Source organism: Streptomyces sp. NPDC052496 (assembly GCF_040679095.1).
Classification (GTDB): domain Bacteria; phylum Actinomycetota; class Actinomycetes; order Streptomycetales; family Streptomycetaceae; genus Streptomyces.
On the sequence record NZ_JBFAUH010000022.1, the window covers coordinates 166,591 to 180,054 of the forward strand.

9 protein-coding genes and 1 pseudogene are annotated in these 13,464 nt (G+C 70.4%); 9 read left to right on the forward strand and 1 reads right to left on the reverse strand.

Going from position 1 to position 13,464, the window contains the following annotated elements:
* Positions 1 to 29: 29 nt before the first annotated feature.
* The 9 genes and pseudogenes from AB0L45_RS27560 to AB0L45_RS27600 all read left to right on the forward strand — a co-directional run bounded on the left by AB0L45_RS27560 (position 30) and on the right by AB0L45_RS27600 (position 12,485).
* On the forward strand, positions 30 to 380 hold the full coding sequence (locus tag AB0L45_RS27560; protein WP_365844481.1) for a hypothetical protein: 351 nt from the start codon (positions 30 to 32) through the stop codon (positions 378 to 380).
* Positions 381 to 640: 260 nt separating this feature from the next.
* Positions 641 to 1,135 (forward strand): hypothetical protein, encoded by a 495-nt coding sequence (locus AB0L45_RS27565; protein ID WP_365844483.1) that lies wholly within the window; start codon positions 641 to 643, stop codon positions 1,133 to 1,135.
* A 195-nt stretch (positions 1,136 to 1,330) separates the two neighbouring features.
* On the forward strand, positions 1,331 to 2,254 hold the full coding sequence (locus AB0L45_RS27570; RefSeq protein WP_365844485.1) for a hypothetical protein: 924 nt from the start codon (positions 1,331 to 1,333) through the stop codon (positions 2,252 to 2,254).
* A gap of 12 nt (positions 2,255 to 2,266) precedes the next feature.
* Positions 2,267 to 3,583, forward strand: coding sequence for a hypothetical protein (locus tag AB0L45_RS27575; RefSeq protein WP_365844487.1), 1,317 nt, complete (start codon positions 2,267 to 2,269; stop codon positions 3,581 to 3,583).
* Positions 3,580 to 4,263 (forward strand): annotated as a pseudogene (locus tag AB0L45_RS27580) (ABC transporter ATP-binding protein); the annotation flags it as partial. The gene AB0L45_RS27575 and the pseudogene AB0L45_RS27580, both read left to right, overlap by 4 nt.
* Positions 4,264 to 4,391: 128 nt before the next feature.
* Positions 4,392 to 5,729 carry an ABC transporter permease gene (locus tag AB0L45_RS27585; RefSeq protein ID WP_365844489.1) on the forward strand — a complete coding sequence of 446 codons (1,338 nt, stop codon included), beginning with the start codon at positions 4,392 to 4,394 and terminating at the stop codon, positions 5,727 to 5,729.
* A gap of 247 nt (positions 5,730 to 5,976) precedes the next feature.
* The gene (locus tag AB0L45_RS27590) at positions 5,977 to 10,404 is read left to right on the forward strand and encodes a hypothetical protein (RefSeq protein ID WP_365844491.1); all 4,428 of its coding nucleotides are present in this window, start codon (positions 5,977 to 5,979) and stop codon (positions 10,402 to 10,404) included.
* 1 nt (position 10,405) lies between these two features.
* On the forward strand, positions 10,406 to 10,819 hold the full coding sequence (locus AB0L45_RS27595; RefSeq protein WP_365844493.1) for a hypothetical protein: 414 nt from the start codon (positions 10,406 to 10,408) through the stop codon (positions 10,817 to 10,819).
* A 256-nt stretch (positions 10,820 to 11,075) separates the two neighbouring features.
* Entirely contained in the window at positions 11,076 to 12,485 is a 1,410-nt protein-coding gene (locus AB0L45_RS27600; protein ID WP_365844495.1) for a carotenoid oxygenase family protein, read from the forward strand.
* Between the two features lie 51 nt (positions 12,486 to 12,536).
* On the opposite strand, the gene AB0L45_RS27605 is transcribed toward AB0L45_RS27600, so the two are convergent.
* Positions 12,537 to 13,373 carry an urease accessory protein UreD gene (locus AB0L45_RS27605; RefSeq protein WP_365844497.1) on the reverse strand — a complete coding sequence of 279 codons (837 nt, stop codon included), beginning with the start codon at positions 13,371 to 13,373 and terminating at the stop codon, positions 12,537 to 12,539.
* Positions 13,374 to 13,464 lie beyond the last annotated feature (91 nt).

A 13,464-nucleotide genomic window follows, 5' to 3' on the forward strand; every position in this document is an offset into this window, starting at 1 on the left:
GGCCGGGGGGGGGCGGCTGCGCCTGCCCCTTGCGGCAACTCGAACAAGCCGCAGCCACCTACCAGGACAGCAGGCAGTGCCTGTGGGAGGCGATGACGTACTGGCGGATGGCGAACGCCTGCCTCGCCGCGGGACGGCCGGCGCAGGCCGCCCGGACGGGCCGAAGAGGCCCTCGCCTGCTGCACGGCCCCAACGGCCAATGGGCCCGCGCCAACGCCCTCACCGTCCTCGGCCGCGCCCTGCGCCGGACCGGGCACGCGGACCGGGCCCGGGTCTGCCGGCAGCAAGCCCTGGAGACGTACGAGGCACTGGGCTCCCCGGAGGCACCCGCCGTACGCCAGCTGCTGCCCACCGGAACCGGCGGACTCCCTGCCTCCTGAGCCCGCCCCCTGCGCCCTTGTGCGTGCTCTTCCGCGCTCGGTTACGGGAACTTTATTCGATTGACTCTGGTTTCCGTACAACCGTGGCGAGGCTCACCTGTAAGGGCCAGTTAAATGTCCACTTCGTTGCCATTTGAGTGTCTTGCTGGGTAGAGCGTGAAGTCGTATTCCCCTACGGTCGTTCGGGCGGGCTTCGCAATTTCCGGACCGAGTCGGCGCGTCACGCGGAAGCCCCTTATTCGACGCCGCTCGGTGGATACATGAGCAGGGAAATCAAAAACATGACGAACCTCGGTGACCCGAGGATGCGCAAGCGTGCCCGTTGGTGTGCTCTGGGCGCAGCTACGGCCATTGCGTGGACGACGCTGGGGGCTTCGGCGACGGCGGCCCCGAACCGGGACAACGTCGAGCTGGCGTGCGGCGGTTCGAAATACAAGTTCAGGTTCCACTGGAGCTCCAGCCTCAACGGTTCATGGCGGAACCTCGGATATTCGGAGTGGAACCTGGGGTCGGTCCCGCAGGGCGGGACGATCAATGCCTCCGGGCCGCTGACCTTCTGCCCCCGCACGGGCCGCGGCTCCGGGCAGAGCATCATGAACAACGCGACGGCGGCCGAGAACAGCCATTCCAAGTACCGCGGCTGGGTCTACTACAACAGTGGTTACAAGGGGGCGGTCGACAAGGTCCCCACGTTTTCTTCCATGCGGCTGAAGAACACGTTCAACAACAACGCCTCGTTCCAGTGGAAGAGCTGAACGACAGTCACCGGCTCCGGCAGGCACAGCGTCGGCAGCGTCATTCCCGAAGTGGCCGCGGATGCGGCTTTGGTGGCGGTCGCCGGTAGCGCTGCGCAGCAGCGGGTGATCACCGGCCGTCCCGGCCTCCGCCGTACGGAGCGGGGCCGGGACGGCTCACTGAGGTGGCGGACAGAAGTAGAGATGGAGTGTGGCGTGCGAGGGGTACCGCGGGTGCGGTCCAGAGGTAGAGCGGCGCTGGCGGCCGCGCTGGTGCTGGGGGTGGCGACAGGCTGTTCCTCGGCCGGGCACGAAGACGGCGCGTCGCCGCAGGCGTCGGCGCGGAGCTTCGACGCGTCGGATCCCGCGACATGGACGTTGCCCATCGAGGCGTACCTCCCTTCCGACGGGCAGGACGAACAGGCCTCGAAGGCGAAGGACATGCTGATCGCGGACTGCATGAAAACCCTCGGTGTGCCATGGCACCCGGCGCCGGACCTGCCGGACGTGGGGCCCAAGACGCTGACCGACTGGCGCTACGGCATTCATGACGCCGCCCTGGCGAAAAAACGCGGGTACAAGCCCGATGCCGCGGAACAGGCGGCCTATGACAAGGCCATGGAAGCGGGGGCTCTCGACGAAGGCGCCGCGAACGACGGCGTGACCGAGGCGGCACTGCGCGGCAGTGAACCGGAGATCAACGGCAAGGCCGTACCGAAGGGCGGCTGCGCGGGGCAGGCCGGCAACAGACTCGGCACCGACGGGACCGAGTTCTCCGAGGCCGCTCAGCGGATCGGCAATGACGCCTTCATCCGGTCGAAACAGACGCCGAAGGTCGTCGCGGTGTTCCAAAAGTGGTCGTCGTGCATGAAGGGCCAGGGGTATTCCTACAAGGAGCCGCTGGACGCCAGCGACGACCCCCGGTTCTCCTCGCCTGCCGTCAGCAAACTGGAGATCTCCACCGCGCTGGCCGACCTCGAATGCCGTCAGCGGTACGACGTCGCCAGAACCTGGTTCGAGAGTGAGAGCGCACTGCAGCAGCAGGCCATCGAGAAGAACGCCGAGAACCTGGACCAGATCAAGAAGAGCCGCGATGCCATGGTGAAGAAGGCGTCCGCCATCCTCGCCGGCACCGCATAAGGAACACGGCAGATGAGGAAGAAAAGCACGCCGCCCGCTGCCGGGGAGCGTGCGCAGGCACGCCGCACCGGACTGGTCGGCCGCCGACGAGCGCTGATCATCGTGGTCACCGGCTCCCTTGCGCTCGGCGCGCTGGGACTGGGGGCCGCCGCGCTGATCAAGTCTCCCGCGCAGGTGGCAGCGGACACCGCCCCGCCACCCCGGGACACGCTCACCGCGCCGGTCGAACGCCAGGTCCTGTCCCGTACGCTCGTGACCCGTGGCAGCGTCGTCGCGGCACAGACCGTCGACGTCGCTGCCGGTGACCCGGCCGGCAAGGACACCGGACGCGCGGTGGTCACCAAGATGAAGGTGAAGGCCGGCGATTCCGTGACCGCGGGCCGGGTCATGGTGGAGGTTTCGGGACGACCGGTCTTCGCGCTGCCGGGGGCGTTGCCCGCGTACCGGGACCTGAAGGCAGGCGCGCGGGGCGAGGACGTGGCCCAGCTGCAACGGGCGCTGACCGCGGTCGGCCACCCCACGGGCACCGACCGGGCGGGGACCTTCGGCGAGGGCACTCGACGCGCCGTCACGGCCCTGTACGCGGCAGCGGGCTACGAGCCGGTGACCGATGTGACCGACGGCGCCGGTGGCCGGCCTTCTGGCCGTTCCTCCGACCGTTCCTCCGGCCGCCCCTCGCCGGACGACAAGGTCGGCCTCGTGGTGCCGATGTCCGAGGTGGTCTATGTCAAGGGGCAGCCGGCCAGGGTGGATTCGGTCAGGGCCGAAGTCGGAGCCGCAGCGGACGAGAAACTCCTGACCCTCTCCGCGGGCGCGCTCCAGGTGACCGGCGAGGTGGCCCCGCAGGAGAGAGAGCTGGTCAGGCCGGGCCACAAGGTCCAAATCCTCGCGGAATCCACCGGGCAGCAGGCCGTCGGGGAGGTCACCTCCGTGGCGGCGACGCCGACCGTCCGTAAGGGCAAGTCGGGCCCAGGGGGCGGCGAGGACGAGCAACGGGGCGGTGAGACTTACACCGTAAGGATCACGCCGGACCGTCCCCTGCCTGCGGACCTGGCGAACCAGGACGTACGGCTGACGATCGCTGCCGCGACCTCCGGCGGCAAGGTGCTGTCCGTCCCCTCGTCAGCCGTCTCCGCCGGTGCCGACGGGCGCACCACCGTAACGGTGCAGGAGAAGGCGGGCACTCACCGTCGCGTGGAGGTCCGGGTGGGCATGTCCGGTGACGGGGTGGTCGAGGTCACCCCGGCGGGCGGGGCCTCGCTGACCGAAGGGGAGCAGGTCGTGGTGGGCGTGGGCGCTCGGCGTGACGCCGGCGAGGGCGGACGATGACCGGCGGCCGTGGGCCACATCCCGTGGTGGAGTTCCGCGGTGTCGGGCTGACCTATCCCGGGCCACCCCCTGTGGAAGCACTCAAGGCGTGCGACCTGGAGATCCGTCGAGGTGAGTATGTGACCGTCGTCGGCCCGTCCGGCTCGGGGAAGTCCACCTTCTTGAACATCGTGGGTCTGCTGGACCTGCCGACGACGGGACGTCACCGGCTCGACGGCATCGACGTCGGCGCGGTCAAGGACGCGGAACGCACCGGTCTGCGCGGATCGCGCATCGGCTTCGTCTTCCAGGCATTTCACCTGTTGCCGCACCGCAGCGCCCGGGAGAACGTGGAACTGGCCATGCTCTACCGGCGCACCCCGCGCCGCGAGCGCCGTGAGCGCGCCGCTCACGCCCTCGAACGCGTCGGGCTGGGACACCGTATGGAGGCGCTGCCCACCCGGCTCTCCGGTGGCGAGCGGCAACGCGTCGCCATCGCCCGGGCGTTGGCGTCCGGACCGTCCCTGCTGCTGTGCGACGAACCCACCGGCAACCTCGATTCCGCGACGGCGTCCGCCATCCTCGATCTCCTGGACGCCGTGCACCAGGACGGCATGACCCTCGTGGTGATCACGCATGACGCGCAGGTCGCCGCCCGTGGACAGCGCACCGTCACCATTCGCGACGGCCTCCTCACCGAGGAACGCCACCTCACCGAGGAACGCCACCTCACCGAGGAACGCCACCTCACCACCGCCACCGGAAGCCACCCGCACACCACCCGCGACGCCGGCACCCCCACCGACGCCCGCCGCACCGGACCCACTTCATGACCACGACGGAACCCGACCCCACCCCGCGCCCCGCACCCGACCCCGATCCCACCCCGCGCCCCGCACCCGACCCCGCCTCGCGCCCCGCACCCGACTCCACCCCGCGCCCCTCGCCGGGCCGTACCCGCCGCTCGTCCCTGTCCCCGCGCGACCTGGTCCTCGAGGCGCTGGCCGGAGTGCTGCAACGCCCGGCCCGCTCGGCCCTCACGGCGCTGGGCACCGTCCTGGGCGTGGGCTCGTTCATCGCGGTGCTCGGGCTGACGGGCACCGCCGCCTCCCAGATCGACGGCCGGTTCAACGAACTCACCGCCACCGAAGTCACCGTCCAGGACACCGGAGGCACCGACAGCGGCCACGTTCCCCTGGCCTTCCCCACCGACGCCGACACCCGCGTGGAACGGCTGAACGGCGTCACCGCGGCGGGCGTCTACTGGAAGGTCCGGCTCGCCGCCGGCCGGTCCGTACGCTCCAGCCCGGACCGCAGCACCGGCGCCACTGCCCAGCCCCAGCTGATCGCGGCTTCCCCGGGCATGCTGCGAGCAGCGGGCCCCTCCCTGGCGCAGGGCCGCACCTTCGACACGTACCACGACAGCCGGCACGAACGCGTCGCTGTCCTGGGGGCCGCGACCGCAGCCCGCCTGGGCATCACCACCGTCCAGACCCGGCCCGCCGTCTTCATCGGGGACACCGCCTTCACGGTCATCGGCATCGTGGACGACCTGAAACGCAAACCCGAACTCCTCATGTCCGTCCTGGTGCCCCGCTCCACCGCCGAGGACATCTGGGGCCCGCCCGGCGACGAGCGGGCGGACATGCTCATCGCCACCGAACTCGGCGCGGCCCGCCAGATCGCCGACGAAGCCCCCACCGCACTGCGTCCCGAGCACCCGGACTACTTCAAGGCCGCCCCGCCACCCGACCCCAAAGCCCTGCGCTCCGCCGTCGGCGACGACCTCGGGCAACTCTTCCTCCTCCTGGCGGGCGTGTGCCTGGTGATCGGCAGCATCGGCATCGCCAACACCACCCTGGTCGCGGTCATGGAACGCACCGGTGAGATCGGCCTGCGCCGCGCCCTGGGCGCCCGCGGCATCCACATCACCACCCAGTTCCTCGCCGAATCCGCCGCTCTCGGACTCTTCGGCGGCCTGATCGGCACCTCGGCCGGCACGCTCACCGTCGTCGCGGTCTCCGCCGCCCGGCACTGGACACCGGTCGTCGACCCGCTGGCGGTCGCCACCGCCCCGGCCCTCGGCCTGGCCACCGGCCTGCTGGCGGGCCTCTACCCCGCCTGGCGGGCCGCCCGGATCCCACCCGCCGAGGCTTTGCGCCGCTGATCCAGGCCCGGTCCCTCCCAGGCCCGGTCCCTCCCAGGCCCAGTACCTCCCCCCCCCGCCAAGTCTCCAGCCCCTCCTCGCGAAACCCCCACCTTGACACTCTCTGCCCCAGCCACGGCGCGCCGCGGGCCACCCCGGCACCGCCGTCGTACGGCGTCGCTGCGCTGCCCCAGGCCGCCCCCGCCGGCCCCTGGACACCCCGTACGGATACGCCCGCGGCCAGCCCGCGGACAACCAAGGATTTTTCTTGAGACATCGCTTCACACGCAGATGGCGGGTTCCCGTCGCCACAGCGGTCACCGCCGCGCTGTTCACCTCCCTTCTCCAAGCCGTCGCCTGGGCCGACGACCAGCCCCAGGACCCCGCGGAGCCGCAGCGGTCGTCCGTGGTGAAGAACTCGGACCGGGACGCCGTGCTGGGCAAGGACTGGCACAAGTCCCAGGACCGGGCCTGGACCACCAGCGGCGACACCGAGGGGTTCCACGTCCTGGTCGCCGACCGGAACAAGGCGTACGCATGGCGCACCGCCGCGACCCTGCGGGAGCCCGGCTTCGATGCCGACATGTGGATCGGCAACGCGTGCGTGACGGGTTCGGGCAAGCGGGCCGTGGTGGCGTACGCGCCGCGCACCTTCACCAACAAGCCGGAACTGATGGCCCGCGGCGCGTTCACCGCCGTGGTCGACCTCGCGTCCGGCGCGGTGACCAAGCTGAACCGGCAGGCGTCGCTGGCCTACTTCAGCCCGGGCTGCGGCACCGGCGAGACCGCGGTGCTCACCCAGGACGGTACCGAGGACAAGAACGCCACCCGCCTGATCGAGGTCGACGCCGCCACCGGCAAGCTGAGCGCCCCGGTCGAGCTCAAGGGCCAGATCACCTCCGCCGTACCGGTGGGCAAGGGCTTCGTGGCGGCCGACTCCAACCGCCTGGTGAAGATCGACAAGTCGGGCGGGCGCCGCACCGTCGCCCACACCGACCGGATCCCCTTCCAGCTCAAGGCGGACGCCGAGGGCGGCGTGACCTACCTGGACCGGCCCACCGGCAAGCCCGGCCCGAGCCCCATGGCCTACGCCGCGCCCACCACCCGCTCAGCCGCCGCTGCCGGGGGCCGGGAGCAGGACAAGGGCGAGGCCCGGCGCGTCACCGCGGGCGACATCGACCGGGCGGACGCCCGGCGGACCGAACCCGCCGTACTGGCCCGGGGCCCGCTGCACGACATGGACCTGTCCAGCAGCGCTGCCGGCGAGGTGTTCATCACCGGTGAGACCCGGGGAGCGGACAAGCTGCCCGGATCCGTACGGCGCCGTACCGACGTGCCCAAGGACGCCCAGGCCACCACCCGGGGCGAGGCGCTGGTGACCCGTACGGAGTGGTCGGACGGCACGCCCTCCCGAGCAGCCGGGAAGCAGGCACCCGCGCCGCGCTCCGCCGACCAGGCCCCCGCGCCGCGTACCGCGGATGTGGACCTGAAGATTCTGGACACCGGCAAGCAGGCGCGGTTCCGCGTCGAACCCGGGTACCAGGCGGTCGGTGACCGGGACCAGGGCGCCGAGCCCTCCCCGGCGCTGACCTCACCGGCCGGCCCCGCCACGGCCCGCACCGCGGCCTTCCACGCGCGCACGGCCAGTTCCATCGACGACACGGCCGAACCGGGACGGTACTGCTCCGTACCCCGCAACGACCCGCGCAAGCAGGCCATGCAGCCGAAGCCGCGGCAGATCGAGTGGGCGGTGGACCAGGCCGTCACGAACAACCTGAACAAGCACATCGCGCGGCCTGCCAACTGGAAGAACCTCGGAATGGGCGCCTACCAGCCCCAGTCACTCTTCCCGCTCCTGCAACTGGAGGGCGGCGGCCGGATTCCGGCGCAGGTGATGCTCGGCGTCACCGCTCAGGAGTCCAACATGTGGCAGGCGTCCCGGGTCGTGGTGCCCGGCGTGACGGGCAACCCGCTGGTCGGCAATTACTACGGCATCACATACGCGGCCAACGGTCAGCAGAACGACCCGTGGGCCATCCACTGGGACAAGGCCGACTGCGGTTACGGCATCACGCAGGTCACCGACGGCATGCGCATCCAGGGCAAGGAGAAGCCGGAAGAGCAGCTGAAGACCAAGCTGCAGCAGGAAGCCGCCGCGCTGGACTACACGGCCAACATCGCGGCCGGCGTCAACATCCTCGCCGACAAGTGGAACCAGACGCACAAGGACGGTCTGACCGTCAACAACGGTGATCCGAAGTACATGGAGAACTGGTTCTTCGCCCTGTGGGCCTACAACTCGGGGTACTACCCGAAGTCCGAGGCGGGCAAGAACGGCGGCAAGTGGGGCGTGGGCTTCACCAACAACCCGGCCAACCCGCTGTGGAAGGCCAACCGCCGTCCCTTCCTGGAGAGCGCGACCGGCGGCGACAACTACAAGGACGCCGCCCACCCGCAGGACTGGCCCTACCAGGAGAAGGTGCTGGGCTGGGCCGCCCGCCCGCTGGAGGCCCTGGAGTCCCCGGGCAAGATGGTGCACGGCTTCCGCCAGGCATGGTGGACCAACTTCTCGGACCGTACGACCGTCAAGCCGCCCGAGGGGCTGTTCTGCACGGCCGACAACGACTGCGACCCGAGCAGGATCGGCCCGGACGACAAGAACGAGCCGGGTCTGGGCGCCTGCAACCGCAAGGACCTCAAATGCTGGTGGAACAAGCCGGTCACGTGGAAGAAGTGCGACAAGGGACAGTGCGGCAATGAACTGCTGCGCTTCAACGACACGTACAAGGAGGAGGCGGACGGCACCGCCTACCCGCCCAACTGCTCCACCTCGGGCCTGCCCGGCAACGCGCTGATCGTCGACGACGTCCCGGACGGCACGCCGGTCGCGCGGCCGGGCTGCGCCCAGCCGAAGAAGAACAGCGGTACCTTCGCACTCGGCTTCGCCACCGACTCGGCGAAGATCGACTTCCAGCAGCTCGGTGCCGGATACGGCAGCCACTTCTGGTTCGGTCACACCCGCAAGGACGACGCCAAGGGCCGCCGGATGAAGGTCACCGGCACCTGGAACTTCGACCAGAAGGTCTCCGGACCGGCCAAGGTCATGGTCCACATCCCCGACCACGGGGCGCAGACCCGGGCCGCCGCGTACGAGATCGACACCGCCAAGGGCAAGCGGACCAAGGTCGTCGACCAGCTGAACCAGGGAGGAAAGGGCAAGAACCGCTGGGTCACCCTCGGCGCGTTCCTCTTCGACGGCAACCCGAAGGTCAGGCTCACCAGCATCACCCCGGGCGGTACCGGCGACGCCGATATCGCTTTCGACGCCGTCGCCGTCGCACCGATGAAGGGCAAGTGGGTCCACCACACCTTCGACGCGGTATCCACGATCGATCCGCACCAGAACCTGGACACCAAGACGCCCAGCCCATTCAACACCCCTATCCGTGACCGGCAGACGCTCTACGACTGGGCGCGAAACAAGACGGTCGGCGGAGCGCCCTGGAACGACACGAGCAAGCCACGCGTGAAGGGACTCACCGAATTCCCGGCCTGCGCTGCCGGAGCCGCCAAGAAGGACTGTCTCGGTCCGAAAACCCTCGCGGCAATGCGGGCGTGGTCGAAGAAGGTCGCTGATGCCGGTACCTCGCTGACCGGCACGACCTCCCAGGCCCAGTGGATGGGCTTCACCAACCCCCTGCCGGGCGGCAAGAAGCCCGCCGACGCCTTCGCGTCCGACCTCGACTACAAGAACAAGACGCACATCGAGGCCGGATATGTCGTCGGTGACGACGGCACCATTGTCGAAGACTCCGAGGACTTCGATGTGAACTGGCGCGTGGGCAATACGTGGATCGCGCCCTTCGTCGCCGATTTCGTCAAGGCCACGGTCGCCGATTACCGGTCCAGCGGCATCACGATGCCGGACCTGTCGTACGACGCCCTCGACGCCAACACCGTCACCGGGAAGAAGACGCGGGTGCACAACCCGCTGGAGACCGGCTGGACTCCGGCGCGGGCCTACCTGCCGCACCACAGCACCCCCGCCATCGACCGTTCCGGGCAGTGCCTGAAAGTCAAGACGATCGGCGGCGGCGTCGACGGTTACCGCCCGCTGGGCGGCGCACCGAGCACCGACAAGAACATGAAGGCCTGGGTCGGCCAACTGCAAAAGGCGGCCGACGGAGGCAAACTCCCGCAGGAGGTCGCGGACACCGCGGGTGACTTCTACAACATGTTCTTCAGGGAACTGGACATTCCTGGCGCCTCCGGATCCCTGCTGTACGCCGCTCCGCCCATCTGGCAGAATATCTCCGTCGCGTTCTGCTCGGACGGTTCGGTGAAGTCGACCCAGGCCGTTCCCAACGGGGACAACAAGCCGGGATACGGTCTCGTTTACCAGGGCTACATGCCGGACCTGTACCTTTACCACAACGATCGCATGATCGACCAGACGGGAAAGCCTGCGACCGGGCCGGTGCAGCGCGGAAACTTCGCGGACTTCTCCAATGTTCCCGGTGTGACCTCCGACAAGGGAAACGCCTACGGAAAGTGCGACATCGCGGTGCGTGGCAACGGCGGAAATCCGTGGAACATGACGGTCCCGCCGCTCACCACCACCAATGAGACACCGAAGCGGGTGATCTTCTGTGACGACAAGACGCCCCACATGACGACTGCCCCGGACGGAGACTGAGGTGCCCACCACACGAGCACGCACCTGTATCAGGGCCTGTACGGCGGTGTGGGCCGCGGCCGGGATCGCCGCGATGCTGATCGGCGTCCCCGCCACCGCCTGGCTGTCAGGTTCGTACTGGACAGGGCTCGTACTGGGCGAGGCGTACTTCCTGGCCCAGGCACTGCTCGCCGCCCAGGCCTTCCGCACGGCGGGCCGCAGCACCGCCCAGGCGCTGCGCTGGGTCGCGGGATCGCTGGCCTGGGCCGGCCTGCCCCTGTGGCTCCTGGCCACGCTGGCATGGCTCAACGCCGACACCAGCGACACGTGGGCCGACGTCGCGCCGAGGACAACCGCAGCAGGCGCGACCTGCCTGCTCCTCACCGGCACCGCGTGGACCACCGCACACCGGCTCCGCACGCGGCACCACAGCTGAGCGAGCGAAGCTGAGCGCCGGAACACGGATGCGTCGGCGGGGGAGGCCTGGGGCTTTCCCCGCCGACGTTTTGCTCGGTGTGAGGGGCAGCGGGGGCGTCGATGGCCGGCACGCCGCGTACGTCCACCGCTGGCCGGGCGCGGCAGGGCTACGCGCGACCGGGGCAGGCGGCTGACGCGTACGAAAAGAACAAGACTGCCGGTGGAAAGCGGATTACGGAATCCTGGCGGCCTCACCCCACGGCAGGAGACGGCAGATGACGATGCCATCGGGTTTCCCCGCGCCCCTGCACCTTTCGGGCAACAACGCGCCGGTCGCGGCCGAGGTCACCCAGCGGCCGAGCGCGGTGGCCGGCAGCGTCCCCAAGGAGCTGTGCGGACAGTACTTCCGCAACGGGCCCAATCCGCGCAGTGGCTGGTCGCCGCACTTCTTCGCCGGCGACGGCATGATCCACACCATCGCGCTGGCCGACGGCCACGCCACCTGGTACCGCAACCGCTACGTACGTACCCCGCTGTACGCACAGCCGGGCGCCTCGCGCCTCGCCCTCGCCTACGACCCGGCCACCTCACGGATCGACTACCGCGTCACCACGGCCAACACCCACCTGATCGCCCATGCCGGCCGGCTCTTCGCCCTCGAAGAAGGCGGCTTTCCCTACGAGGTCACCCCCGACCTGGCGACCCTCGGGGCCTTCACCTTCGACGGGGCGCTCACCACCCCCATGACCGCCCACCCCAAGACGTGCCCGCTCACCGGGCAGCTGCACTTCTTCGGCTACCGCCTCCGGCCGCCGTACCTGACCTACTACCGGGCCTCCGCAGCGGGAGAAGTGCTCCAGAAGCAGACCGTGGACCTGCCGCGGGCGGTCATGATGCACGACTTCGCCATCACCGCCCACCACGTCATCTTCATGGACCTGCCCGTCGTCTTCGACGCCGACCGGGCCGCCTCAGGGGGCCCGCCCTGGCGGTGGGACGACGGGCACCGTGCCCGCATCGGCATCCTGCCCCGGGTCCACACGGCCGCCCGCGTGAGGTGGTTCGACATCGCGCCCTGCTACGTGTGGCACACCATGAACGCCTTCGAGACGGACGGGACGATCACCCTCATCGGCACCCGCGTCCCGTCCCTGTGGCGTGAGGGGCCGGCGGACCTCGGCGGCGGCCTGCCCGCCCTGCACCAGTGGGTGCTCCACCTGGCCACCGGCAAGGTCACCGAGACCCCGCTGGACGACACGCCCAGCGAATACCCCCGCATCGCCGACACCGGCATCGGCCTGCCCCACCGCTACGGCTACACGGCCGGGTTCACCCTCGACGCCGAGCCCCGGCACGCCGAGATCTACAAGTACGACCTGGCCCACGGCGCCCAGCGCAGCACCCACCGCTTCCCCGCCGGCCATACCTGCGGCGAGCCCGTCTTCGTCCCCCGCGCCTCCGCCGCCACCGGCCAGGAAGACGACGGGTACCTCCTGACCTTCGCCCACGACCGCTCCCGCGGCACCAGCTACCTGGCCATCCTGGACGCCGCCGACCTCAGCGCCGCCCCGGTCGCCGAGATCCACGTGCCCGTCCGCATCCCGGCAGGATTCCACGGCAACTGGATCCCCGGCACCCCGAACGGCACCGAGCCCCCGAGCCGGGACAGCCGGCGGTCGCGATGAGACGGCGGGCACGCGCACGCGGAGAACGACAGCTGGGTCAACTGAACACGCTTACGGCTCGCGGTGCGTCGAGCTGGTCGAGGCGGGGCGGCGGGTGGCGGCCCGCATCGCGTCGAGGAGGCGGCGTAGGCGGTGGCCGTCCGGTGCGACGGCGGTGACGAGGGTGGCGGGTCCGGCGAGCGGGGCGAGGAGCGCGTGGCCGTCGCCCGGTGCGAGGCCGACCAGGCGGGTGACGGGAGGCGCGTACTCGTAAGCCGGGTCCACGGTGAGGACTTGGCCGGTGGCCCGGTACTCGGCCAGGACGGCGGGACCGTCCCAGCCGGGTGCGCCCGGCCCGTAGGCGGCTTCCTGGTCGAGCAGGGTGCGACCGCCGCGCCGGACGGTGAGCCGCGTGGCGACCTGGCCGGCGGGTTCGCCGGTGCGTCCGAGGAGTTGCTCTTCGCGCAGGACGAGGCGTGCGGTGGGGGCGAGGTCGATCGTCCAGGTCTGCCGCAGGTTGCTGCCGGCTGCGCAGATCAGGGGCCTGGGGGCCCAACGGAGTTCGGCGTGCTCGGCGACGGTCAGGTGGACGTCGTAGGTGGCGGGTTCCGGGGTGGCGCCCCGGAGAGCGAGGGTCGCGGCGGCGGAGGTGATGTGCAACGTGGCGCCCTGCTGGGCGGTGGCTTCGATGCGCAGCCGGTCGCCGCCGAGCGGTGCGCTCATGGCGCCGATGATGCATACGCGCGCTTCGGCGCTTCGGGAACGCAGGCGCCGCAGCTCGAAGGGCCCGTCGCCGTCGAGGACGGGCAGGACGGTGGTGCTGCCCCTGGATGCTGCGGAGATGCGGGCGGTCGCGTGGACACCGCCGGCAGCAGCCGCCGGAGCGGGGGAGGAGGCGGCCAGGCTCATGCGGGGCCTGCGGTCCAGTCGGCGAGGCGGGCGCGGACCCAGTCGGTGACGGGCGCTACGCCGTGGTCGTCCTTGAGGCTGGTGAAGACCA